This is a genomic window from Vibrio sp. 1249-1, assembly GCF_033340495.1.
The window spans coordinates 257,908-282,387 of sequence record NZ_JAWOWJ010000001.1 but is presented as its reverse complement, the minus strand read 5'-3'; the positions used below and the strand labels follow the sequence as shown (position 1 = coordinate 282,387).

The window sequence follows — 24,480 nt, the reverse complement described above, 5'->3', positions numbered from 1 at the left end:
ACTCATTATGAAGACACATGATTTACAACAGAGAGGTATCTCTTACGTTACCTTTACTTTCCTGTTGGCGCTGTATTTCGCTCTCGTCGTAAATATCCCTATTTATAAAGAACTGATCGGCATCTTTACACACTTAGATAATGTCAAGATTGGATTTATTATCACAATACCAATTTTCTTTCTTGCCGCGCTCAATTTCCTTTTTAATTTATTTAGCTGGCCTTGGATCGGCAAGCCGTTCTTTATAATTTTAATCATTGTTTCAAGTATGGTGAGCTACGCAAGCTATAACTATGGCACACTTTTCGATTCTGGAATGATTGCCAATATTGTTGAAACCGATTCGAGCGAGGCGAGTTCTTACCTGAGTGCTCACTCTGTAATTTGGACGCTGATTATGGGAGTTATCCCAGCGATGATTGTCTTTAAGGTCAAGCTGCAATCTCAACGTCACCAATTACTGTACTTCTCTGTTACCAAATTAGTATCGATGCTGTCGTCGCTAGCTGTCATCGCCGTCATTGCCAGCGTGTACTATCAAGACTACGCATCTGTAGGGCGCAACAATAGCCACCTAAAAAAAATCATCATACCCACCCAGTTCGTTTACAGCGCGACCGGGTATGTGAAGGAGAAATATTTCACCACGCCACAGCCATATCGAGAAATCGGCACAGATGCAAAGCAGTCAGATAGCGCCGTACAGCAAGCACAGCACAAACCAACACTACTGGTTTTTGTCGTAGGAGAAACCGCTCGAACGCAGAACTACCAACTCAATGGCTATACACGAGAGACAAACCCTTATACTAGTAAATTGGATGTTATCTCATTTCAAGACGTCGCATCTTGTGGCACCGCGACTGCTGTATCTGTGCCTTGTATGTTTTCACAGCTCACGCGAAACGAGTTTGAACGCACCAAAGCGGATAACCAGGACAATGCTCTCGATATAATGCAGCGCGCCGGGGTTGACCTCATTTGGAAAGAAAATGACGGTGGGGATAAAGAAGTAGCCCACAAGATCAAGAAAATCGAAGTGGATCGAAAGCAAGTAAGCCCTATGTGTAATGGCCAAACTTGTTACGACATGGCGCTATTAGATCATTTTGATCAGGAAGTCGCGGATATGCACGGTAACCGAGTGGTCGCCATGCACCTTATAGGAAGCCACGGTCCGACCTACTTTCAGCGTTACCCAAGAGACAACGCCTTCTTTAAACCAGACTGTCCACGTGCAGATATCGAAAACTGTAGCATCGAACAAATAGTGAACACATATGACAATACAATACGCTACACCGATCATGTATTGGCAGAAACCATCAAAAAACTTAAAGCGTTAGAGTCTGAGTATAATACCGCGCTAATTTATATATCGGATCACGGTGAGTCACTAGGCGAAAACGGATTGTTCTTACATGGTATGCCTTATGGCCTTGCACCAGATTTCCAAAAACGCGTTCCTTTGATCATGTGGCTGTCTTCGGGCTTTAAACAAGCGAAGCAGATCAATACCGACTGTTTGTATAAACAAGCACAGAATGCAGGCCAATACTCACATGATAACGTATTCCACTCTTTATTAGGCATTATGGATGTACAAACTCAAGCCTACGATAGCAAGTTAGATATATTCAAAGCCTGCCGAGCCGTTTCCTAAATCATTCAATAAAGCCTGGCTCAAAGTGTGAACCAGGCTTTTTCTAACAAGGTATTTAAACTCATCGCCACGCCAAGCGTTATACTGACAGTCCGCGATCCATACATCGAGATAAGGACTAGGATGAAAATTGGTATTATTGGTCTAGGGGATATCGCTCAGAAAGCATACCTTCCTGTTATCACTCAGCTTCCAAATATCGAACTTGTATTTTGTACCCGCAACCCAAACACACTTGAGAGCCTGGCTAAGCAGTATCGAGTCTCAGAGATCTGCCAAGACTACCAGCAACTTCTACACTTTGGCGTCGATGCCGTCATGATTCATGCGGCAACAAGCGTACACCCTCAAATAGCGGCATTTTTTCTGCAGCATGGAATTCCAACCTTTGTCGACAAACCATTAGCGAATAGTGCTGATGACGTGGAAAAGCTGTACGACATTGCCGAAAAAGAGAGACAGCCACTCTATGTGGGCTTTAACCGTCGTCACATTCCACTTTACAACCAACATATGCCACAAGTGCAGCAAGGCAACATATATGACTTAAAGTCGCTACGCTGGGAAAAGAACCGTCACCAACTACCGGGGGATGTTCGTACCTTTATATTTGATGATTTTATTCACCCATTAGACAGCGTTAACGTCACAGCCAAAGCCGATCTAAAAGATGCTTATGTAACTCATCAACTTGAAGGTAGTCAGTTGGCGCGTTTAGATATTCAGTGGCAACATGGAGATACTTTGCTCCACGCCTCGATGAATCGCCACTTCGGTATCACTACAGAGCGCGTTCAAGCTTGTTATGCAAACAAGGCAGTTGAGTTCGACTCCTTCGTTGAAGGCAAACTATGGCAAGCTAACCAAGAGCAAAAAATCAATTTGAAAGACTGGACGCCAATGCTGACGAGTAAAGGTTTCCATTCGATGTTGCTCGATTGGTTTGGCGTCGTTGAGTCTGGAAATATTGCTGATGAAGTAGTAACACGCAACATTGCCAGCCATCGATTGGCAGAGCAAATTTGTCAATATCTCGAGAAAGTTGTCTCTAGATAATGCGATTCTTGGCTATATGCTTGATTGAGTATTACGCTCTATACTAAAAAGACTTGCATTAAGGAAGGCATTCATTCTCTGTTAAGACTACGGCGATTATTCTATCAATCAGGTGAATGAGGGCACAAAAGCACACATTGACAAAACAGACGGTTTAGATTTGTTTTACGGTGCTCTCAGGTATCTGAATCATCACATTCAAGAATAAAGGAAATAGAATGAGAACACTTGGTAACATCATTTGGTTTGTATTTGGTGGCGTATTTATGGGGTTGCTATGGTGGTTTTTTGGTATTTTGGCCTTTATTAGCATCATCGGAATACCTTGGGGGCGTGCGTGTATCGTTATGGGTAATTTTTCCTTTTTCCCATTCGGTAAAGAGGCCATCTCACGCGATGAATTGACCAATGAAATGGACATTGGCACGAGTCCGCTCGGCGTTATTGGTAACGTCCTTTGGTTTGTGTTTGCAGGCCTTTGGTTAGCTATCGGTCACGTACTTTCTGCCGCAGCATGCTTTGTCACCATAATCGGCATTCCGTTTGCGCTCCAACACCTCAAGCTAGCGGTTATTTCACTCGCACCAATTGGTAAAACGGTTGTATCGTCAGAAGAAGCTGCAATGGCTCGATACAACATCAATCGTTAGCAAAAAGCTAATGCGCTTTCTATCCTCTGGGCAGTCATGCTCAGAGGGTAACGCCCGTCAAAAGTAAGCCTATAATCGCTATCGCATATTCAATAATGGCTGATTGTATATTCATACCGTCACCTTTACGTTGAAGTTTATCCTAGCTCAGCACTGCTTTACTTTTATAATTAATCAATACACCCAAGTGAGTTCAAGATGCTAGACTCATAGCGTCGTCACTGATTCAAACTCCAAGAACGACGTAACGAAAAAGCGAGCTATCCTATGCTCGAAATATGGGTTCTTTCCCCCTCGAAGTAGAGTTCAACAACAAAAAAGACGAACTATAAGCATAGCCAAAATTAATGCTTTTCGACCTAAAATATCTCACATCAATCAAAGAAAGCTTCTAAGATTTTCTCTTTTTGAGTAAATATAGACAGTTACAGTAGCGAAATTCTTCTCGGTAAAAATCCCCACTCAATCTCATGATCAGTTTTTTAAAAAAACAACAAAAATTCGTTGTTATCTAGAGTAATTATTTTATTTGTCGCAGAGCAATTCCATCAATATCATTTGCGACATCGGAGTGCTAGAGCATTGAAATTTTTAGCATTTATCACAGGTATAGAACGTAAAAAACCTTTTATTACTTATTTTTCTTTTTTACATATGTTCTAACTCAACGTCTATTCAGACAGGAATATACCGTGGATAAATATCAAGCAGCTTATGCTAAACGTCTAGAGAAACTAAATGGGGATCCATCTCCTAAAACGATAGCCCGCCTTTCGGCTTGGGATGCGTTTTTTAACAAGGAGTACGAGCTCCAAGACTTGGAATACCAGCTATCGGACGCTGCGCACCAGCACTATGAACAGTCGCATGCGAAGAGCGACATTAGCTTCAAAGAATTCAAACGAGCGTTCTATAATGAATCCATCAAAATTTACAATTTAACTGATGGCGCTTCTATCCAGAAAGTATTCACCCCATTACTTTTGCTTACAATGCTCTGGATAGTGTTTGTATGCCTATTTAACAAGTGATCATCAAACTATTCCAACAACGATCAGTATGGGACTACAGGTATGGCTCTATGTAAGGGGGCTAATTGACTCGGTCTCCTTCACTAAATTAGCGACTCAATTACCCGCAATTCCATAGGCTAAAAGTGACAAGGGCATCCGTTGATGCCCTTTTATTCAAAGGAACGCAACCTAGACCTTTGGCCCACTTGGGTATAAAACCATTATGCGTTAAGCTGCATGCTATTATCCGATTGATAAAGAGTGGAGCGAAGTGATGGAAAAAGTAGGCTCTCGAGCATTGATTGTCGAAGGTGGAGCCATGCGAGGCGTATTTTCATGCGGCATACTCGATCATTTTCTTGCTAGCGAGTTCTCTCCATTTGATAGCTTTTGGGGAGTGTCTGCGGGTGCTAGCAACTTGGCTGCCTACTTAGCTAAAATGCCCGGACGTAACTTAAAAATCTACCTCGATTACAGCTTAAGAAAAGAATTTATCTCTCCATCTCAACTTCTACGTGGTGGTGATATGATGAACTTAGACTGGATGTGGAATGTCACCCTCGAAGAACTTGGCATCGATAAATCTGCGCTCAAAGCTGATTCACGACCTTTCTTTTTAGGCGTGACGCGTCAAGACAATGGGCAAGCGGAGTACCACCTTCCTGATGTCGACGACTTGGCAGAAACAATGAAAGCCAGCAGCGCACTGCCTGTACTTTACCGAAATGGCGTATCACTGAACGGAATTCAATACGTTGATGGTGGCGTCTCAGACGCACTTCCTGTTGCAGAAGCAATAAAGCGAGGAGCCAAAAAGATTATGGTTTTACGCAGCCAGCGCGCAAGCTATCAAAAGCCAAGAGGAAGATTCAGCGCCCTAACTAGGAAGATGTTGAAAGAAACGCCCGGATTAATTGAACCGATGTTGACACGTGAAGTTCGCTACAATCAGACCTTAGCGCTGATCAACAACCCACCACCTGGTATCGAAATCATTCAAGTGTGTCCTCCTGAAACATTCAAGTTGAAACGGCTGAGTCGATCGCCAGCACCACTGCGTCATGCTTATGAGTTAGGAATTGAAGCAGGAAAGGAAGCCATCATACGCTGGAGTCAGAAGTAGAAAAAAGCCACGTGGATTAAACGTGGCTAACGCAAATTCGATGGCAGTGGATTATCGTATTTGCTTCTGGTCGAGCCCAATATTCAGGCTCAAAACTGTTTTAATTTGCTCGCTAACTGAAAAAGCGAGTAGGCAGTCCAAACTAGTAAGTTTCAAACAACCCAGAGTTGTAATCTTGGATGGCTTGTTCTATCTCTTCCATGCTATTCATGACAAAAGGGCCATAATGCACCACGGGTTCATTAATTGGCTCACCAATAAAGATCAGTGCACCACTCTCTTTTTCGGCCTGCAATTCAACCCATTCACCTTTCGATAAAATGGCCATTTCGCCTTGATTGATCTCACGACCTTTTAATTGAATACGACCTTTATAGACATAGAGCATCATGTTGTTGTCTTGATCCGTGTTCAAATTCAAAGCTTGCCCCCCCATCGCTCTCCAATCGGCTACCGTGGCAGCAACACCTGTCTCTGTTAGCGGCCCCTGAATTCGTTCGTTGTTTATAGTCATATAACCCGCAATCAAACGTACAACCCCCGTATTCGGAGTATCAAACTCAGTGATCGTTTCAGGTTGAAAGTCATGATATTGAGCTGGCTGCATCTTATTTTTCGCAGGCTGGTTAATCCAAATTTGGAAACCATGCAATTCGCCTTCCTTCATAATAGGCATTTCGCTATGGATGACGCCTCTTCCTGCCGCCATCCACTGTGCACCACCGGAACGAAGCTCACCAACATTATCCATATGATCACGATGCTGGAAATGACCTTTCAACATATAAGTAAGCGTCTCAATACCGCGGTGCGGATGCGGAGGGAAACCGCCGATATAGTCAGCGCGGTCTTCTGATTTGAGTTCATCCATCATCAAAAATGGAGAAAAGCTAGCATGATTGAAACCCGCTACACGGCGAATTTTCACTCCATCACCATCAGCAGTAGGTTGCGCAGGAATAAGCTGACGAATGTCTCTGAATGTACTCATACTAGTTCTCCTAGTTTATCTTTGTGACCGCTTGCAAGTCGCATGTTCAATCTATGGCTATCGATAAGGTTCTATTTTAGGTTGATGAGCTAAAATTATGAGCCATACTATTCGTTCTACTTATTCAACTTTTTCGAACAATACAATTTATCGAGTTAATAATGAGCACATTTAATTTATCTAAAATAAATGTAGCTATTTTCTAAACAAGGTGTATAGTGTGCCTTGGCTCTTAGAAGAGAGCTGTTAATGCAACATTTAGTTTAAGTTTCCTCTCAGTAAAATCTTGAATCCCCAATTCAGACACCTGCGTACAACTTCCTCTTGATTGAACATTCAATAGCTTAGAAAAGATCCACAAAACAAATCATAATTTTAATGTTTAATTCAAAGGTATTTTTATGTCTAAAGTAACTGGTTCAGTAAAATGGTTTAACGAAACTAAAGGCTTCGGTTTTCTATCTCAAGACAACGGCGGCCAAGATGTATTCGTACACTTTAACGCTATCGTTTCTGACGGTTTCAAAACACTGACTGAAGGTCAGAAAGTAAGCTTCAATGTAGAGCAAGGTAAAAAAGGTCCTCAAGCGACTGAAGTAACTCCTCTATAAGACTGCTTTTCTTGGTGTAGCATGCCCATGCTGCACCAAACCTCTCTCCTTCAAAAATATTCTTTCATCAATCACTCAGCCTAATTTTAGGCATTGCTTTGTGCTATCTAAAATAAACTGAATAGTACTGCTTAATTTATTATTTATAGGAAAAATCATGTCCTCAAAAAGAACTGGCCGTCAAAGGCATTGGTATCAATTACTTAACAAAGAGAAAATCACTAAAAAACAGGAGAATAAATGTTAGAAATTGAATTTAATTTAGAACAACCTCAAACCTCTTGGAACGCTAAAATACATCAATTAAATGGTGATATTTTACGAAGGCACGTATTACCGAAACTTCTTTCTCATAGCTTCATGATCGATTTTGAATATTGTGAGAAAACGCAATCTGGAACTATTCTCTGTGATTCAGGTTCAAAGTTAGGAAGTTTTACTGTTAACTGATTCAGTTTTCATGCATTAATGGATAATGCAACTAATTTGGAAGGTATCCAATGGCTAGAAAAAGTAAGAAGCAGTCAGAAAAAGACAAAAAAGAGTCTGAACAAAACGCGGCGGCGGTAAAGCAGAAAACTCGACGCCGCATAGAAGACATTATGGAACAAAGAGAATTTGATAAGTTATTCGATCTATAAATGCTCTCTAGTGCTTTCTCTGCCTTTATCGTTGTGCAAGGTACCGCCACCTACCTTTGCTCAAACGAATCTCCACTCTTTTAGACTACTCTTCTAATTAAACGTGCCTCTCACACACGCAAAAACAACTGGCTCCTCTATACTCAAGTGACTTGCAAATAGTCGTTTCGCTCACAGGAAAACCCGTGACTAATGACAGTTAGGTTATTTGCGTATAGCCAAAGCGATATTTTTGCGTATAATCCCTCTCGTTTGCTTCGTATAACCCCAATGATATGGTTTGGGGGTCTCTACCAGTTCCCGCAAAGTGCTGATTACGAAGAGTTGAGATCATCGTGGGTCTTACTCTTTGTGATAGCGTTCGATTTATTTCTATCTATACCTATTCTTAGAGTAACTGCATCCACAATACACATAAGGTGGAATATGAACGCATTTATTCAAGGTCTTCCAAAAGTAGAGCTGCACTTACATATCGAAGGTTCACTTGAGCCGGAACTCTTATTCAAATTAGCAAAACGAAACGGCATCGAGATCCCTTACTCTTCTCCGAGTGAACTACGCAGCGCATATCAGTTTACAGACTTACAATCATTTCTCGACCTCTATTACCAAGGAGCGGGAGTTCTGCGTACGGAGCAAGATTTTTACGATCTCACTTGGGAATACTTACTGCACTGTAAAGAAGACAACGTTATTCATACCGAAATCTTTTTTGACCCTCAAACACACACAGAACGCGGCATAGACTTTGACACTGTTATCAATGGAATCGCTCGTGCGCTAAAAGATGGTCACGAAAAACTTGGCATTACCTCGCAAATTATTGCGTGTTTTCTCCGTCACCTTTCAGAAGAGAGCGCCATAGAGACCCTACAGGCTATTCTGAAACACCGTGATAAGATCATTGGTGTTGGACTAGATTCTTCAGAACAAGGTCATCCGCCAGCTAAATTCAAGCGCGTATTTAAACAAGCAGTAGAAGAAGGCTTACTTACCGTTGCTCACGCAGGTGAAGAAGGCCCCGCACAAAATATTAGCGATGCAATTGAAATGCTTTACGTGAGCCGCGTGGATCACGGTGTTCGCTGTGTTGATGATGAAGCATTAGTTGAATCCTTAATCGAAAGCCAAATGCCACTGACAGTGTGTCCGTTATCGAATCTTAAGCTATGTGTATTCGACGATATGAAAGATCACAATATTGTGGATTTGCTACGAAAAGGGGTCGCCGTAACGATTAACTCAGACGATCCTGTGTACTTTGGTGGCTACATGACGGATAACTTTCTGGCCGTCAACAACGCACATCCAATGAGTAAGAGTGAACTTGCCCAATTTACAATGAACGCGATTGATGCCAGCTTTATCGATAACGAGTTAAAGGCGAAATATCGTCACCTTGTTAGCCAATACGTAAACCAGCACGAAGCTTTGCAATAAAGGCATCAGTGCCACGCCTTAGGCCAAACGCGTAGGTATTAAAACCCTACAAAAACTCTGTGGTTAACCGCATTTATAAACGCTAGACTGAGAAAGCTAAACTAGCACACAAAAAGGAATAGAATCATGATTCAACAAGGCCAAGCTCTACCAGTTGCAACTCTAAGTGAGTTGACTGCCGATGGTATGGTGAACCACGACGTTACAGAACTGTTTGCGAACAAGAAAGTCGTACTCTTTGCTGTACCTGGCGCATTCACCCCTACCTGTTCAGAAGCCCATCTACCAGGCTATGTGGTATTAGCTGATGAGCTAAAGGCAAAAGGTGTTGATTTAATTGCGTGCGTTTCTGTAAACGATGCATTTGTGATGCAAGCGTGGGGCGAAGCTCAAAACGCTTCTGAGATTTTGATGTTGGGTGATGGCGACGCTAGCTTTACTAAAGCATTAGGTCTTGAAATGGATACAGGCGGCTTTGGTGGTATTCGCTCACAACGTTACGCAATGATCATTGAAAACGGCACAGTGACTAAGCTAAACGTTGAAGAGCCAAAAGAGTTTGAAGCAAGCAAAGCAGAAACGATTTTAGCGGCGCTTTAAGCTTACTCCTAAATACAAAAACGGAAGCCATCGCTTCCGTTTTTTGTTGGTTAACGCATTCTCACAACACTCGTTTGTTGCTTACGCTGCATTTCCGCAAAAGTCAGCACAAACGGGGATGACTGCTTTACACGGCTTGGTAATGAAGAAAGCGCATTGTAGGCATCCTGCTTCGTTTTAAAATCACCAACAGTTACCGTATACCAACGCGTGCCTCGGCTGTTTTTCCAGTTAACCCAAACCGGATGCTTAGGATCGATATAGCGAATATAATCTTTCACATCTTTTTCTTGCTTTAGCGCGAGTACCTGCATCGTGTAATGGTTTGGGTTTAAATAACCATATGCATCCTGAGAGGTCATGACTCCAACACATTGGCCGCTATCGACCTCCTGCTGGTAAGGCATAGCGCAGCCCATGAGCGATAAAATCAATGTCAAAGATAAAATCTTGTGCACGTGTCACTCCATTCTTGTTCTAGTTTCTTTTCTCTCGCACCCAAAAACACAAAACGCTCTTGGTCAGGTAAAAACACACCCTTACAAGAGGGCCTGTGTTTTAACGCAACGAGTATTCCAAAAACGTAAGGCGACCACGTTGGTCGCCTTAGTAAACTGATTTAATAGAAAATTAACAAGATAGAGTGATATAGACAGAAGTTCGCTACTGTTTAGAACCAGCTAGCGACCAATTGCTTAAACCAGTCTAAAATTCGCTTGAATAAACTGCCTTCCTCCACGGACTCCAATGCAACGAGCTCGGCTTCATTTACGACCTTACCGTCGACTTTGTAAAGCACTTTACCAACCACTTGTTGCTCAGAAATTGGCGCAACTAAATCACCGTTGTATTCGACTTCCGCTTGCAGCTTTTTTACATCTCCTTTTGGCAAAGTGAGATACACATCGTTAGCTACGCCGACAGTAAGCTCGTCTTTTTCGCCCATCCAAACTCGAGCTTTCGCAAGTTCCGCACCCGCCTCAGTCGGCATTACCGTATCATAAAAGCGGAAGCCATAACTCAACAGCTGCTTGCTTTCTGATTCACGAACATTCTCACTCTTCGCTCCCATCACTACAGCAATCAAACGCATATCACCTTGTGTTGCAGAAGTCGCTAGACTATAACCCGCGCCGCTTGTATAACCAGTTTTCATGCCATCGACATTCATACTACGATCACGAAGCAAGCCATTACGGTTGTATTGAGTGATGCCATTGTAAGTAAACGAGGTTTCGCTATACAGCGGATAGATATCAGGTAAGTCACGAATAATCGCTTGGCCCAACTTGGCAATATCATAAGGTGTCGAATATAAACCGTCACTGTCTAGGCCGTGAGGGTTGGTGAATGCCGTGTTAGACAATTCAAGCTTGGCGGCCCAACTATTCATCAAACTCACAAACCCTGATTCACTTCCCGCAACATGCTCAGCAATAGCAACACTGGCATCGTTACCAGATTGAACAATCAGACCACGGTATAAGTCAGACAAAGAAACGGAAGTATTGACTTCAATAAACATTTTTGAAGAATCTGGGAAGTTTTTTGCCCAAGCATTTCTGCTGATGACAACCTCATCATTCAACGTAATATTGCCTGTATTAATTTCTTGACCAGCTACATAAGCAGTCATCAACTTCGTTAAACTCGCAGGGTTTAAACGTTTGTGGGCATCACGTTCAACCAGTACTTTCCCCGTATGGAAGTCCATCAAAACATAACCACGAGAACTGAGTTCTGGCGCATTTGGCACAACTGAAGGCGCAGCATAAGCCAACGAGGATACAGCAGCGAACCCTGTAATTAACACTGTGTGTAATATAGTACTTTTTCTCATCATGACATCTTATCTTAGTAGCATTTAAGGCTTACAAACGGTACCCGAATGAATTCAAAGCGCGGGATTACCTAGTTAAAAAACGAGTATATTGAAACGGCGCTCAGTTACAGCCACCTTGTTACGATTGGTTACTTTTACTCAATGTTTGTCGAAAATAATGAGAGGTAGGTAGAGCTTTCGTCTTGAAGAATGAAACAGGAGCGAAAATAATTCCGTAACGCTATGTTTTTTGAGAGGAGAGAAAAAGCGCACAAGTCAATTCAGGGAGTAAGTTGGTATAGGAAAAGTAGTTGAGCTTTTATCCATATCTAAATAGGAAACAACAAAAACAACCAACAATAAGCCCAGTTAATTACTTACCAAGAAAACATATTGAAAACGCATCATAAAATCGTAATTAATTATCGATAAATTTAAAAACCTAATATTATAATTTATGTAAATTTCATTTATTATTAAACTGGAGAAAAATACAGCTTTCCTTTTTTAAAACTAAGAGACGATTTTTTCGATGTTTTTAGGTTTATCTCATCAGAGAACTTGGTATAACAGTGAGGGATAAGGCATCCGGACTTAGCGCGAAAGGATAACCCACTGTTATTTAAGTTCACACGCTGCTTTTTAATGACTAGAGACTTTAAACTGCGGTTACCTTGGGTTTGTGCGGCTATTCTTTGACGTATCCCAACCCAGTACGACTCAAACGACGACATCATACATATCCTCTTTCATGATATAAGCATTAATAATTAAACATCGCTAAAAGCTAAGCTTGCCAGAAATAAAAGTATTAGAAATTAATTTTATTTCATCAAAACAAATCAACCCGCATATTCCACACAAAATTAGTGGTTATGTCAAATATTAGTTATCATTAATTTTATTTATAATGAATATAAAATCAGTTTATAAACCTCTAATAATTTAATTATTATAAATCAAAATAACCAGTCCATATTTAACATGGAAATATGAGCTTTGTTTTGCATCATAATATATAAATACATTAAAGATTCATCTACGAACTAAATGCTCTTCAAGAGGTGATATAAATTAGCATTTCGAGACTAAATGAGAATAAAAATAGCGCACCGTATATGGTGCGCTATAGATTTGATTAAGGTCACTGTATAAGCATAAATAAAACCAAACTCATTTGACGTAGCTAGGCCAAGATTGCTTATGGTTTAAGTTTCAATACTTTATCAATATCTTCTGCGCTGTGGCGCTCAGGTAACTGCTCCCATTCTTCACCCCATGAACGGTTCACAATTCGACCACGTTTTACCGCTTCACGCTCATCAATTACTTTTGCCCAACGCACAACGTTTTTGTAGCTTTCTACGTCTAAGAATTCAGCCGCATCGTAAGCACGACCCAACACAAGGTTGCCGTACCATGGCCATGTTGCGATATCAGCGATGCTGTACTCATCGCCACCTAGGAATTCATTGTTCGCAAGACGCTTGTCTAATACATCTAACTGACGTTTTGCTTCCATTGTAAAGCGGTTGATTGGGTACTCGAACTTCTCTGGTGCGTACGCGTAGAAGTGACCAAAACCACCGCCTAGATATGGCGCAGAACCTTGCAGCCAGAATAACCAGTTCATTACCTCAGCACGCTTAGCGCCTTCTTTTGGTAAGAAATGATCAAACTTCTCTGCTAGATAAAACAAGATGTTGCCAGATTCAAACACGTTCACTGGCTCAGAACCCGAACGGTCAACCAATGCCGGAATTTTAGAGTTTGGGTTAACAGCCACAAAGCCAGAGCCAAACTGGTCACCATCGCCAATCTTAATCAGGTACGCATCGTATTCTGCTGCCGTTACGCCTGCCGCTAAAAGCTCTTCAAACATGATCGTCACTTTCTGACCATTTGGGGTACCCATTGAGTAAAGTTGGAATGGGTGCTCACCAACTGGAAGCTCTTGCTCATGACGTGCGCCAGAATCCGGACGGTTGATGCTCGCCCACTGACCGCCGTTTTCATTATCGTTTGTCCAAACTTTTGGTGGAATGTATTCGTTAGCCATTGTTTTCCCTTATTGTGTTTGAATGCATCTTCAAACTGACGGGTCTTACGCGCCAGCAAGCATTATTAACATCACCTCTTCGCCAACTGCGATTAGGCATACTCAAGATATTAGGTCGAATTCGCTAAATAAAAGTCCTGCAATCTCTTTTAGTTAGAACCTTTGGTTATGGGATTTTCTTTCACGCTATAAGTAAAAACGTCGCGATAATGTGAACTAGGTTCGAGATGCCAACGATGAGTAAGCTACACTCGGCGGCGCACCTCTATTTGGGGATTTAGAACAACCGCTAAACTTCAAAGTCACCAAGAGTGAAGTTGTTTTGGATACTTTAGTTCAAACAACTTACGTGCGTGATAGGCAGTTAAGTTAGATAGTTAGAAAGAAAAACGCCCTTCACTAAATCAATGAAGGGCGTTTTAATGTATTCAAAACCGTTACTTAGCTGATTCAAACAAACCAGAAATACCTTTCAAAGGGAAAAGCCTTGCTTGCTCCAACCCTCTCAACGTTACCGTATTCAGGTCATCAATAAAGAAACGACTGGTCATCGTGTGTTTGCCACCATTAATGAAAATCTCGATGACAGAATTGTCGATATATATATCAATCGTCTGCTTAGCGTCCAATCTTGGTGCTTTTCGAATGCTACCAAATTCTTCTGCGTACAAATGAGACATGTGACGACGGTCCAGCATAAACTCGTGCTTTGTCGCACTAAAGACGATGTTGTCACCTTTGAGGTTACTCAGCTCAAGTTCAAAGCCATCGCCCTCAAGGTCTAATTGGATCAAACAACTTGTGCTTTCCAGTGTATGGGACTGTGCAAAGACTACCTCTTCTTTTCTTAAACTCTCCAATTCAGGGAGTGGAGTTTGAACAAGAAAACCATCTTTCAACGTTAGTTCTCTAGGAAGAGACAACATTCCTGCCCACTGGTGTGTGACCGATGGCGTGTCGATTTCTGGCAACCCTATCCATGCAATAAGAATGCGACGCCCATTCTCATCTAAATAGGTTTGTGGGGCGTAGAAATCAAACCCATAATCTGGCTGTAAAATATCTTGGTGGTTTTCTAAAGTCATCGACTCTAGGTTCAACTGATCACCCACGATATACGCGACAGAATAGATGTTTTTGAAATCATAAGGATTACTACTGCTCACGCCCTGTGGAGAAAACAGCATCACCGATTGACCATTAATCTCAAATAAATCAGGACACTCCCACATGTACCCAAGGTCAGAGAACTTGGTCTTGATAGGACCTTTATGCTGCCACGTTTTCAAATCTTTGCTTTGATAGAGCGCCATAGAACCATGCTCGGTTTTGGTTTGAGCACCCACCACCATCAAATAGTCGTCGCCTTTCTTCCAAACTTTTGGGTCACGAAAGTGCTCCGTGTAATGTTCGTTCTCAATGACTACACCGTGCTTTTCAATGCTGCCGTCTGAATCCATGGTGGCAAAACACTGTGTTGGGATTCGATTCCAGTTTTGGTCACGCTTGTTGCCAGTAAAAAACAGCAAAGCCTTGTTGTTTTCCACCAAAGCGCCGCCCGAATAGACACCATGTGAATCGTAGTCTTGGTCGGGATGAAGACCCACGCCATGATCAGTAAAATGGATGAAGTCTTTAGTAGAAAGGTGATACCAATACTTCATTCCATGGACTGGTCCCACAGGCGTCCACTGGTAAAAGATGTGGTGCTCACCATTGAAATAGCACAACCCATTTGGGTCATTTAACAGCCCAAATCTAGGGGCGATATGAAAACTAGGAAAGCCTTTATCTTGCTGACGTGAAAGTGTCATTTCTTCGATATCACACTGAGGGATTTGCTCAAGTCGACGATATCTTTGCTCTACAGTCCAACGGTTGTTTAAGCTCATAATTTTTCTCAACTGAAATTGGATCTGAAGATCATTGCCCAATAAATTGCAGCAACTCTGTCTGGGTCGGAAGCGCGGTCATTGCGCCTTTTTGCGTCGTCGCTAATGCACCACAGCCATTTGCCCATTGAATCGCAGAGCTAACAACAGGATGATTTTTCCAATCGTCATGCCGAGACAGGCATGCCAGTAGCCCTCCGACAAAAGCATCACCCGCACCTGTGGTGTCAATCGGACTAACGACTTGACCTGTGATCAGTTCACTCTGACTTTCAAAGACGCGCCAAACACCTTTCGCACCTTGTGTCACCAAGACCAAAGCAATATTCAAAGAGGCTATTTGTTGTAAACCTTGCGCCATCGACGTTGAGTCAGTTAAGAACAAAAGCTCTTCTTCAGAGAACTTAACCACATCGGCCATCGCTACAGCCTTCATCACGACAGCTTGGATTTCTGATTGATCTTGCCACACTTCATCACGCAAGTTAGGGTCAAAGCTAATGAAACCACCAGCGGCTTTTGCTCTTTTGATCGCCTCAAATGTGCTGCTTCTACTTGGCTCATTTGCCAGTGAAATTGAGCAAACGTGTAGCCAGTCACCTTGCTTAAAGTTTGGGATGTCTTCAACAGACATAAACTGATCAGCGCTCGGTTTTACCATAAACGTAAAGCTGCGTTCACCTTGATCATCTAAATCCACCACCACTGTTGATGTTCTTTGCTCTGGGTCTTTAACGAGAAACTCCGTGCTCACGCCCTCTTGATCGAGCGTTGATTGCATGAAGCGACCAAATGGGTCATCACCTACACGTCCAAAAAACGCACTCTTACCAGATAGACGAGCAATTGCTACGGCGACATTCGCTGGTGCACCACCGGGACATTTGAGTAAAGAAGTCTCAGATTCCGGTATTAGATCGACAACTGCATCACCAGTTACCCATACTTGATTCATCTTGCTTACCTTAAAATTAAAGCCCTGATAGTCCAACGTGTTGAACACCTTCACTACCAAGTAAAAATTGAAAAAGGCTAGCCAAGCCATTAGTGCTTGGCTAGCACCCCAAACATTTAGGAAAAGAAGTGGATTTTGGGGGACTCCACCCTTAAGGAGTTCAGATTAAGCCGCTGCTTTTTTACCGACTTTAGCGCGGTCACGCATACCAAGAACAATGGTGAGAACAAATGCGGTCAAGAACGCGATCACCATACCCGCGATGTAGTACCCAATCTTCTCTGGCGTAATGGAAATGATGCCTGGAAGACCAGCTGCGCCCAATGCCTGAGCTTTCACATTAAACATTGTGATGAACGCACTTGATAACGCCGCAGCGCAAACTGCCGCAATAAATGGGTAACGTAGTTTTAAGTTAACACCAAACATAGCCGGTTCTGTAATACCCAGCAAACCCGTAACACCCGATGGAATCGCAATACCTTTCATCTTCTTATCTTTGCTCATCACGCCCACCGCCAACGCTGCCGCTCCTTGAGAAACGTTAGACATCGCCGCAATAGGAAAGATAAAGGTGCCGCCCGTCGTCGCAATATCCGCAAGAAGTTGAGTTTCAATCGCAATGAAGCTGTGATGCATACCAGTAATAACAAACGGAGCATAAATAAGACCAAATACCGCACCACCAACAAAGCCAGCTGTGTTGTATAGCCAGTTCAGACCATCACCCAATAGGAAACCGATATCACGCGTGAACGGACCGACGACAGTAAACGTCAGCAAACCCGCTATGAAAATCGCCAGTAATGGCGTTAAAAGGTTGTCTAAAACAGAAGGGATGACTTTACGTAAGCCTAGCTCAACCTTCGCAAGAATGAATGCCGATACCAAAACCGGTAACACCGAACCTTGGTAACCCACTTTTTGGATTTCAAAGCCAAGAATATTCCAAACCGGAATGTTGCCAGACACAGATGCGCCGCCGAATCCCCAACCATTCAGCAAGTCAGGGTGAACCATCAACATACCTAGCGCCGCCCCTAAATATGGGTTACCGCCAAACTTCTTACTGGCTGAAAATGCCAGCAGAATAGGCAGGTAAACAAACGGCGCGTTCGCAAACGTGTTGATCATGTTCGCCAAGTCTGTCAGTCCTGGGTTGGCATCAATCAAAGATTTGCCATCAATGAACAAGCCTTGAGCAGTCAATAGGTTATAGATACCCATCAACAAACCACCAGCGACGATTGCTGGAATGATTGGAACGAAAATATCAGACAGCCCTTTCACCGCGCGCTGAACAATGTTTTGTTTCTCTGCGCCAGCAGACGCAACGTCGTTGGTGGACATTTCACTCATCCCCGTCAACTTCGCCATTTCTGCATAAACTTGGTTTACGATGCCAGATCCAAAAATGATTTGGTACTGACCCGCAACTTTGAACTGCCCTTTTACTCCTTCAAGGCTATCAATCGCTTGTTCATCTATTTTTTGCTCATCTGCAACGGCAAGGCGTAAGCGTGTCGCACAATGCGCAAGTGCGGTGATGTTGCTTTTACCACCTAATAGAGTTAACAACTCTTTTGCTACTGCCGGATAATTCATTTCATACCCCATTGGATTATTATCTGAGCTTGCGAAATTTTCGGGAACGTTTGCAAAACAGATTTTTGCTCAATAAAACCAAATGATCAAAGATAAAGCAGAGAGAATGTGAGAATGATCGTCAAATTCTCTCCCTAAGAGCAGTATAGGAGGTTAGAATCGCTACTTATCAAAGAGCTTTTCATCTTCTCTTTGCAAACAATCCCAAAAACGAAAAACAGAATGGATAGGAACAATGGCGAGTCTGCATGATGTCGCCCGTCTGGCTGGCGTATCAAAATCAACAGTGTCACGGGTTATAAACGATGAATATGGCGTAAAAGAAGCGACAAAACTGAAGGTCCGCCAAGCAGTAGCGGAATGTGGCTATGTGCCGAACCAAGTCGCTAAAGATCTAAAATCTCAAAAGACCAATCTGGTTGGTGTCATTGTTCCTCGGGTTTCCTCTCATGCCACATCCCAAGGTGTCGATGGATTAACCGATGTCCTTGAAAAAGCCGGGAAACATGTCTTACTTGCTAGCACTCACCAAGCCCACGAAAAAGAACTGGAATACATTCAGATCTTTAACCAAAAACGGGTTGAAGGGATCATTCTTTACGCCACCCACCTCGATTCCAAGCTGGTAAAAGCAATTCAAAACTCAGCCGTCCCAGTTGTGCTCGTCGGTCAAGATGGTTCCATGTTTAATATTCCAAGCATCATTCATGATGACGCACGAGTAGGGTTTGAAGCGGGAAATAGACTGGTTGAAAAAGGTTGCCAAACCATGGGTTTTATTGGTGTGCAAGGTGACGATATCGCGGTAGATAAGCAACGCTCTGAAGGATTTGTTCAAGCGCTACAGCATCATGGTTTTGAGCTCGCCTTCCATGCTCGTGGTGACTTTACCATCGATTCTGGCTATTCATTGGCAAAACAACACTTAACAAAGAACCCTAAGCTAGATGGCTTGTTCTGTGCGACAGACCGTATTGCTATCGGTGCGATGAGAGCGATTCAAGAGCTCGGGTTAACACCGGGTAAAGACGTTTTAGTGCTAGGCGTTGGTGATGATGAGCTCGCATCAGTGTGCACCCCAACCTTATCAACATTTAACTATGCATTTGATAAAGCAGGGGAAAATGGTGCGAAACTGTTACTAGATAGAATTGCCAACAGAAGTTTTGAAATGAGTAAGATGGTACTAACCTTCAAAACTATTGAGCGTCAGTCCTGTTAATGAAAAAGCGCCAACTGAAATCAGTTGGCGCTTTTCTTATTACTCTTTGTAGGTTAGGTCCCTTTAGAACCAAGTTTCCATTTGCAGTGCAAACAGAACTTCACCACCATCACCCATCGTTGCAGCACCCGCATCCTGGCTAATCGAGTAGCCATTCAAGTCTTCGCTCCAATCAACGTAGCTAACTGCAAAACGTAGCTCCGGACGGTCAAAGAAACCTGCAGCGGTAGACATCTTAAGCGTTGGTGCAATTGTCGCTTTGTAAAAACTGCCACTTGCTTTATCAATCGCATTGTCTAGGTCCATGTATTGGTATGAGCCTTCATAAACCATCTCAAAGTTCTGCGTAAACTCTTGCGCTAAGCGGATGTTGAACGATGCCCACGTAAATTCATCATTTTTAGCAAAGCGATCTTGGCTGTGTTCTGCTAGCAACGCAGGTGCTACACGCCAGTTGTCGCCGATGCGTGTTACACCATAGCTGAACAAGCGTACGGCTTTTGCGTCTTCTAACAAATCTCCGTTTGAACCGATGCCTTTAAGTTCCGCACCCAATCCATCACCCATCAAAATACCGGTTTTAGAGAAGCCTTCACTCATGCCAAAGAAGTTATCGCCATGGTAGGCAAACATCGCATGTAAACCTTTGTCCGCTGCTCCTTCTACGCGATCATTGTTATCAGCTGACGTCATGCCGCTCAGCATCAATTGCCAATTACCGAAGCGGTTGTTCATTGTCGCGATATAGTTTTCAACATCCGTTGACGAGCTATCAATCTCACCAAAATCACGACCATAGATCGAGAAGTTTGCTTTCCATGATTCGCTCATTTGGACGTCATACACACCAGCACCAGTGCCAGATAAGAAAACAATATCCGAGTCAAAGAAGTGAATGTCAAAGTTATCACGGTCAAATCGTTTACCAGCCCAAAACGTCGCGTCAGCAAACGCACTTGATTCAGAGAACATGCTCAACTTGTTTAGCTCAGCATATACCTGACGAACGTTTAATTGACTCTCGCTCGCCGTCCATTCGTTATTGGTTTCCGTACTATCTGCCAACATGATTCGGAACAATGCGCTGGAACCATCATCTGCAAAACGTTTGTGAATAAGGTTTGCTTCCACATAATGATCATCCTCTACCCCTAATCGCCCAACTGGAGCGCCAATAGCACCAGCTGCCGTCATGTAAGGACCAGTGCCCACTGCACCATTCAGATCGTCATTAATGAGCAGCCCGGAACGAGCGTAGCCATGAAACTCAAAGCTTGAGGCTTTCTCATTTGCTTCTGTGGATACTTTTTCTGTCTGTTCAAGTCTCTGTTCTAATTCATTAATTCGCTTTTCAAGAGCGTCAACATCTGTTGTTGCGAATGCAGGTGCTGTAACCAGCCCAAGCGCTACTGCCATCGTCAAAGTGTGTAGTTTCATTTCCATAGTCTCACGTAAATTTATACTTAGGTTATTTGCAAACGTTCCCAAGTAAAATTGCAAACTTATGGTGACTTTAAATACCCATCTAAAGTCTGAATTTCAGAGCGCTCGTACTCAGAGCGTATCTACCACTTGTATCAATGAGGGCGATAATATATAAACTTTTCGGGAACGTTACCGTTAAGAGGCCATTTTGTTACTTCTATCACGTTCAATTGTGTTACTTACAGAAAAATCATTAACCAGCGCACATTTGAATTAATTGTTAGCGCTAGAGGAAGTAGTTTGAAGGTGACAGGCTACAAAGAAGGGGTTTAGTGTTCATTTGAGAGAATAGTGCTCACTCGCTTCCCTATGCTACTTGATGGTAACTCATCTCTATTTGTTGATGAAAAGTAGCAGCTAAGGTTGAACGTAACTAAGAGCGAAGCGGATCTCGATACCTCATTTCAAACAACTTGAAAGGCTGTTAAGACGAGATAAACGACCTTCATTTTCTGTGAAGAGCGCTTTGTTGTTCTAATTCAAGCTAACGAAACACTTTTTTGGACAGAAGTACGTTAGAATACATACCCTAAAGTAGTCATAGATTTATTCAACCACTGCCTGAAAATGGGCCAGCCGCTCCCATTAATCAGAATGATAAAATGCCCAATAGAGATACATGAAAAAGCCAACTGTAATCACAGTTGGCTCAGTATTTCCCCTTGAACTTTTAAGCCTTATATTGACTAGAGCGTTAGTTCGGAAAGTGTTTATTTAAGAAGTCCAAAACATGAGTAACGTACTTCTCGGTATCAAAGACAGGTGCACTGTGTCCTACACCTTCTTCAATGAAAAGTTGGTTGGTAACTCCATGCTCATCAAGCTTAGCCTTAAGTATCTCACTTTGAGATAGAGGCACTCGCTTATCCAAGGTGCCGTGTAACTGTATATATGGTGGAGTATTTTCATTCACATAACTCGTCGTTGATGCTTTCTTGGCAAGCTTTGGAATATTGTTTGGAATATCTCCTAAGAAACGAGATACAGACGATTTTTTGCTGGTTTTCTTGCCACCTTTATTACTTAACTCAAGTAAATCGGTAGGGCCAAAAAAGCTTACTACGGCTGAGACCTTGTACTTTGGTGGCTCATAGAAATCTACTTGGTTGTATGCCGAGTTAGTCGCACCAATAAAGCCAGCGAGGTGCCCGCCAGCAGAGCGTCCCATTATCACAACATTGTCCGCTTTAATACCGAGCTTTTCAGCATTGTCGTACAAATAGTTCAGTGCATCATTAATGTCTTGTACTGGTTGAGGAAAGATCGCTTCTCCACTTAAACGATAATCAACTGAAGCTAGCGCATAACCTTCATTCAACACAGACTGAAGTAATAATGGGTTCTTTTCTGGGATGGCGTCTTTGCTCCCACGTTTCCATGCACCACCATGTACCCAGACTAATAACGGGTACTGAGTATTTGATTCAACCGAAGGAGTATAAAGATCGAGTTTAATCTCTCTTTCACCTACAGTTTTGAACAAGATATCCTTCTCTACATTGAACTCCCCAGCCAAACAGACAAAGGGCATAAGTAGCAGAGAGGTCATCGCAGACTTAATTTTCGTATTCATTGTTTTGTTATTCGCTTAAAAAAGTAAGTAGATTAGAAAGTCGCTTCAGCAGCTAACCAGTAGCGTCGGCCATCTTCAATGTAGCCAAACTCTTCCTCTGTGATTTGCTCATCGAACAAGTTATAAACCGCTGCCATTAACTTCACATTCTTAGTTACACGCCAGTTCACACCGAGATCCACGTAAGTAATAGAAGGTGCCAACGTTCTTGTGCTATCACTAGTGATGTTGTTTTTCTCTTTGCCTTGATAGTTCATGCGGGCCCATGAAGCAACATCATCACGCACTGCCCAATCACCATTAAGTGAGAAGATATGTTCAGGTGCTTGTACAAGAGGCAAGCCATCATCATCGTCATTAGTGTTCTTTTCACTACGAGTATACGAGTAGGTTGCACTTAGTGTAATTGACTCTGTAATACCCTTAGATACGGAACTTTCTGCACCATAGCTGTTCGCATCATCAATGTTGACGTAAGTGCGGTCGCAACTTCTGCTATCAGTACACGTCGGATCGACAAACTCACTTTCGATCTTGTCTTTGAAGTCGCTGTAAAACAAAGTAATGTTTGCAGAAAGGTCTCGCTCATTAACGTAATACAGTCCCATCTCTGTATTGATGGAGGTTTCTGCTGTTAAGTCTGGATTACCGTAAATAGAACAACGCCCTCTACAGCTCTCTTGAACCCACTCTTCGTCCATTTGTGTCAAACTAGGTGCTCGATAACCCGTAGACACACCACCTTTTAGCGTCCAACTAGGGTCAATAGACCAGACCCCGTAAGCTCTTGGGCTAAATTGCCCGTCAAAGATCTCATTGTCGTCGTAACGTAAACCAAGGGTGAGAGCGAATGTATCCGTGAGATACCACTCGTCCTCAGCAAATACTGCCCATTGCTTGTTTTTAGAGGTCAATGACAGTTTATTATCAGTCAGATCCTTTTGCTCGAAAGATGCGCCCAGTGTTAAGTAGTGAGCATTAAGAGGCAGACCCCATTGCGTATTAATTTGACTATTCTCGACTTCTTTATCTGCACCGATATTTTTTACTGTTTCATTACTGATAAATGAAGAACTTGTACCCCAAGAGTAGTTTCCGTCGTGGCTAAAACCAATAGATTGGCGTTCATATTCTCGTACTGCAACTTGAGACTCTCGCTCCACTGATTTACCTAGAGTGGTCTCTCGCTCTTGGTTATGATTGGTGAACTCCAGAGTAAAAGTGTCATCCGAGGTAGGTGTGAGGTACAAAGAAGCTCGATAGTTGTCGAGTGTCTTACCTGCATAACCACCTTCAATTTCATCTTCTTTTCTTTCCTGATACAGTCCAGTCAAAGAAGTACTCAACAGACCATCAATGACAGGGCCAGCAAGGTAAAGCTGCCCTTGATAGCTATTTCCAGATTTTGAATTTTCTTGAAGCGTCGTTTCTGCACGCAAGCTTCCGTGCCACTCTTGATAATTTTTACGCGTAATAATATTAATCACACCCCCCAAAGCATCAGACCCATAAAGGGTTGACATAGGGCCACGTACAACTTCAATACGTTCAATTGCACTCAACGGGGGAAGCCAGTCTTGTTCAGTAAACGTACTACCATTAGTTTGAGTTTCTCGACCAGACTGCTTCCTGCCATCAACAAGAATGGCCGTATATTGAGCAGGCATACCTCGAATTGAGATATCTTGGCCATCACCACCTCCTGTAACGGTTACCCCAGGTATATCACTTAAAGCATCAGTCAAATCTTTATATGAGCGATTTTCAAGTTGCTCTCGGGTGAGAACACTTATTGTTGCTGGCGCTTCTGTGACATTCTGTTCGTAACCAGAGGCTGTAACCACTACGGTTTCCATTGCTGTTGTATTGATACCAGTCTCAGGTAACTGGTCATTTGCAACAACGACCATAGGTACAGTAATACAAGCAGAAACAACTGATGTAGAAAATAGAGAGTATGTGAAAAGAGGCTTCATATTGAATAGGCTTAAAATGTAATTGCATTTAATAATTATTATCAATTAAACCTGATTATCATAATCACTGACAAGTTAATCACTATCGAGAAAAGAGAAT

The 24,480-nt window shown here is 42.6% G+C and carries 21 protein-coding genes, 1 pseudogene and 1 riboswitch; of the genes and pseudogenes, 12 read left to right on the top strand and 10 right to left on the bottom strand.

From position 1 onward, the window contains the following. Nucleotides 1-7: 7 nt before the first annotated feature. The 5 genes from R7Z50_RS01320 (at nt 8) to R7Z50_RS01300 (ending at nt 5,505) form a co-directional block, all read left to right on the top strand. Nucleotides 8-1,663, top strand: coding sequence for a phosphoethanolamine transferase (locus R7Z50_RS01320; RefSeq protein ID WP_170890196.1), 1,656 nt, complete (start codon nt 8-10; stop codon nt 1,661-1,663). 123 nt (nt 1,664-1,786) lie between these two features. Beyond that, entirely contained in the window at nt 1,787-2,719 is a 933-nt protein-coding gene (locus R7Z50_RS01315; protein ID WP_318148815.1) for a Gfo/Idh/MocA family oxidoreductase, read from the top strand. Between the two features lie 218 nt (nt 2,720-2,937). Further along, nucleotides 2,938-3,369, top strand: a complete 432-nt coding sequence (locus R7Z50_RS01310; RefSeq protein ID WP_005373685.1) for a YccF domain-containing protein — start codon at nt 2,938-2,940, stop codon at nt 3,367-3,369. Between the two features lie 692 nt (nt 3,370-4,061). After that, nucleotides 4,062-4,400, top strand: coding sequence for a hypothetical protein (locus tag R7Z50_RS01305; protein WP_318148814.1), 339 nt, complete (start codon nt 4,062-4,064; stop codon nt 4,398-4,400). A gap of 256 nt (nt 4,401-4,656) precedes the next feature. Further along, entirely contained in the window at nt 4,657-5,505 is an 849-nt protein-coding gene (locus R7Z50_RS01300; RefSeq protein WP_318148813.1) for a patatin family protein, read from the top strand. A 142-nt stretch (nt 5,506-5,647) separates the two neighbouring features. Here the strand turns inward: R7Z50_RS01300 and R7Z50_RS01295 are convergent, their stop codons facing one another. After that, nucleotides 5,648-6,496 carry a pirin family protein gene (locus tag R7Z50_RS01295; protein WP_318148812.1) on the bottom strand — a complete coding sequence of 283 codons (849 nt, stop codon included), beginning with the start codon at nt 6,494-6,496 and terminating at the stop codon, nt 5,648-5,650. A gap of 401 nt (nt 6,497-6,897) precedes the next feature. On the opposite strand from R7Z50_RS01295, the gene R7Z50_RS01290 reads away from it, so the two are divergent. The 5 genes from R7Z50_RS01290 (at nt 6,898) to R7Z50_RS01270 (ending at nt 9,791) form a co-directional block, all read left to right on the top strand. Beyond that, the gene (locus tag R7Z50_RS01290) at nt 6,898-7,107 is read left to right on the top strand and encodes a cold-shock protein (RefSeq protein WP_005373691.1); all 210 of its coding nucleotides are present in this window, start codon (nt 6,898-6,900) and stop codon (nt 7,105-7,107) included. Nucleotides 7,108-7,347: 240 nt separating this feature from the next. After that, nucleotides 7,348-7,557, top strand: coding sequence for a hypothetical protein (locus R7Z50_RS01285; RefSeq protein ID WP_005373692.1), 210 nt, complete (start codon nt 7,348-7,350; stop codon nt 7,555-7,557). A gap of 50 nt (nt 7,558-7,607) precedes the next feature. Next, nucleotides 7,608-7,748 carry a PA3496 family putative envelope integrity protein gene (locus tag R7Z50_RS01280; protein ID WP_017633782.1) on the top strand — a complete coding sequence of 47 codons (141 nt, stop codon included), beginning with the start codon at nt 7,608-7,610 and terminating at the stop codon, nt 7,746-7,748. 237 nt (nt 7,749-7,985) lie between these two features. Further along, a riboswitch (purine riboswitch) is annotated at nt 7,986-8,085 on the top strand. An 89-nt stretch (nt 8,086-8,174) separates the two neighbouring features. Continuing rightward, on the top strand, nt 8,175-9,191 hold the full coding sequence (locus R7Z50_RS01275) for an adenosine deaminase (RefSeq protein WP_017819853.1): 1,017 nt from the start codon (nt 8,175-8,177) through the stop codon (nt 9,189-9,191). A gap of 126 nt (nt 9,192-9,317) precedes the next feature. After that, entirely contained in the window at nt 9,318-9,791 is a 474-nt protein-coding gene (locus tag R7Z50_RS01270; RefSeq protein ID WP_005373699.1) for a peroxiredoxin, read from the top strand. Between the two features lie 50 nt (nt 9,792-9,841). On the opposite strand, the gene R7Z50_RS01265 is transcribed toward R7Z50_RS01270, so the two are convergent. The 3 genes from R7Z50_RS01265 to yghU form a co-directional block, all read right to left on the bottom strand. Further along, entirely contained in the window at nt 9,842-10,249 is a 408-nt protein-coding gene (locus R7Z50_RS01265; RefSeq protein WP_005373701.1) for an SPOR domain-containing protein, read from the bottom strand. Between the two features lie 212 nt (nt 10,250-10,461). Continuing rightward, nucleotides 10,462-11,631 carry a D-alanyl-D-alanine carboxypeptidase family protein gene (locus R7Z50_RS01260; RefSeq protein WP_171342685.1) on the bottom strand — a complete coding sequence of 390 codons (1,170 nt, stop codon included), beginning with the start codon at nt 11,629-11,631 and terminating at the stop codon, nt 10,462-10,464. Nucleotides 11,632-12,814: 1,183 nt separating this feature from the next. Beyond that, complete coding sequence (yghU, locus tag R7Z50_RS01255) at nt 12,815-13,672, bottom strand: glutathione-dependent disulfide-bond oxidoreductase (RefSeq protein WP_005373705.1); 858 nt, start codon at nt 13,670-13,672, stop codon at nt 12,815-12,817. A 253-nt stretch (nt 13,673-13,925) separates the two neighbouring features. Here yghU and R7Z50_RS01250 point away from each other — a divergent pair. Then, nucleotides 13,926-14,045, top strand: a pseudogene (locus tag R7Z50_RS01250) (dihydrofolate reductase); the annotation flags it as partial. Between the two features lie 64 nt (nt 14,046-14,109). Here R7Z50_RS01250 and R7Z50_RS01245 read toward each other — a convergent pair. From R7Z50_RS01245 to R7Z50_RS01235, 3 genes are all read right to left on the bottom strand, one after another. Next, complete coding sequence (locus R7Z50_RS01245; RefSeq protein WP_042523221.1) at nt 14,110-15,564, bottom strand: sucrose-6-phosphate hydrolase; 1,455 nt, start codon at nt 15,562-15,564, stop codon at nt 14,110-14,112. A 31-nt stretch (nt 15,565-15,595) separates the two neighbouring features. After that, entirely contained in the window at nt 15,596-16,519 is a 924-nt protein-coding gene (locus R7Z50_RS01240; RefSeq protein ID WP_053349293.1) for an aminoimidazole riboside kinase, read from the bottom strand. A gap of 165 nt (nt 16,520-16,684) precedes the next feature. Next, nucleotides 16,685-18,124: a sucrose-specific PTS transporter subunit IIBC gene (locus R7Z50_RS01235; RefSeq protein WP_062731055.1), complete on the bottom strand. Its 1,440-nt coding sequence runs from the start codon at nt 18,122-18,124 to the stop codon at nt 16,685-16,687. A 235-nt stretch (nt 18,125-18,359) separates the two neighbouring features. On the opposite strand from R7Z50_RS01235, the gene R7Z50_RS01230 reads away from it, so the two are divergent. Beyond that, entirely contained in the window at nt 18,360-19,346 is a 987-nt protein-coding gene (locus tag R7Z50_RS01230; RefSeq protein WP_053349295.1) for a LacI family DNA-binding transcriptional regulator, read from the top strand. A 63-nt stretch (nt 19,347-19,409) separates the two neighbouring features. Here R7Z50_RS01230 and R7Z50_RS01225 read toward each other — a convergent pair whose 3' ends face one another. The 3 genes from R7Z50_RS01225 to R7Z50_RS01215 form a co-directional block, all read right to left on the bottom strand. Continuing rightward, on the bottom strand, nt 19,410-20,783 hold the full coding sequence (locus tag R7Z50_RS01225) for a carbohydrate porin (RefSeq protein WP_054574597.1): 1,374 nt from the start codon (nt 20,781-20,783) through the stop codon (nt 19,410-19,412). 742 nt (nt 20,784-21,525) lie between these two features. Beyond that, nucleotides 21,526-22,404 (bottom strand): alpha/beta hydrolase, encoded by an 879-nt coding sequence (locus R7Z50_RS01220; RefSeq protein WP_017819845.1) that lies wholly within the window; start codon nt 22,402-22,404, stop codon nt 21,526-21,528. Between the two features lie 32 nt (nt 22,405-22,436). Continuing rightward, nucleotides 22,437-24,380: a TonB-dependent receptor domain-containing protein gene (locus tag R7Z50_RS01215; RefSeq protein WP_033906196.1), complete on the bottom strand. Its 1,944-nt coding sequence runs from the start codon at nt 24,378-24,380 to the stop codon at nt 22,437-22,439. Between the last annotated feature and the right edge of the window lie 100 nt (nt 24,381-24,480).

Coding starts and splice junctions, on each gene's coding strand:
- R7Z50_RS01295 (WP_318148812.1), bottom strand. CDS start 6,496: ATGAGTACATTCAGAGACATTCGTCAGCTTATTCCTGCGCAACCTACT.
- R7Z50_RS01270 (WP_005373699.1), top strand. CDS start 9,318: ATGATTCAACAAGGCCAAGCTCTACCAGTTGCAACTCTAAGTGAGTTG.
- yghU (WP_005373705.1), bottom strand. CDS start 13,672: ATGGCTAACGAATACATTCCACCAAAAGTTTGGACAAACGATAATGAA.
- R7Z50_RS01240 (WP_053349293.1), bottom strand. CDS start 16,519: ATGAATCAAGTATGGGTAACTGGTGATGCAGTTGTCGATCTAATACCG.
- R7Z50_RS01235 (WP_062731055.1), bottom strand. CDS start 18,124: ATGAATTATCCGGCAGTAGCAAAAGAGTTGTTAACTCTATTAGGTGGT.
- R7Z50_RS01215 (WP_033906196.1), bottom strand. CDS start 24,380: ATGAAGCCTCTTTTCACATACTCTCTATTTTCTACATCAGTTGTTTCT.
- R7Z50_RS01260 (WP_171342685.1), bottom strand. CDS start 11,631: ATGAGAAAAAGTACTATATTACACACAGTGTTAATTACAGGGTTCGCT.
- R7Z50_RS01230 (WP_053349295.1), top strand. CDS start 18,360: ATGGCGAGTCTGCATGATGTCGCCCGTCTGGCTGGCGTATCAAAATCA.
- R7Z50_RS01315 (WP_318148815.1), top strand. CDS start 1,787: ATGAAAATTGGTATTATTGGTCTAGGGGATATCGCTCAGAAAGCATAC.
- R7Z50_RS01280 (WP_017633782.1), top strand. CDS start 7,608: ATGGCTAGAAAAAGTAAGAAGCAGTCAGAAAAAGACAAAAAAGAGTCT.
- R7Z50_RS01285 (WP_005373692.1), top strand. CDS start 7,348: ATGTTAGAAATTGAATTTAATTTAGAACAACCTCAAACCTCTTGGAAC.
- R7Z50_RS01245 (WP_042523221.1), bottom strand. CDS start 15,564: ATGAGCTTAAACAACCGTTGGACTGTAGAGCAAAGATATCGTCGACTT.
- R7Z50_RS01225 (WP_054574597.1), bottom strand. CDS start 20,783: ATGAAACTACACACTTTGACGATGGCAGTAGCGCTTGGGCTGGTTACA.
- R7Z50_RS01320 (WP_170890196.1), top strand. CDS start 8: ATGAAGACACATGATTTACAACAGAGAGGTATCTCTTACGTTACCTTT.
- R7Z50_RS01220 (WP_017819845.1), bottom strand. CDS start 22,404: ATGAATACGAAAATTAAGTCTGCGATGACCTCTCTGCTACTTATGCCC.
- R7Z50_RS01275 (WP_017819853.1), top strand. CDS start 8,175: ATGAACGCATTTATTCAAGGTCTTCCAAAAGTAGAGCTGCACTTACAT.
- R7Z50_RS01290 (WP_005373691.1), top strand. CDS start 6,898: ATGTCTAAAGTAACTGGTTCAGTAAAATGGTTTAACGAAACTAAAGGC.
- R7Z50_RS01300 (WP_318148813.1), top strand. CDS start 4,657: ATGGAAAAAGTAGGCTCTCGAGCATTGATTGTCGAAGGTGGAGCCATG.
- R7Z50_RS01310 (WP_005373685.1), top strand. CDS start 2,938: ATGAGAACACTTGGTAACATCATTTGGTTTGTATTTGGTGGCGTATTT.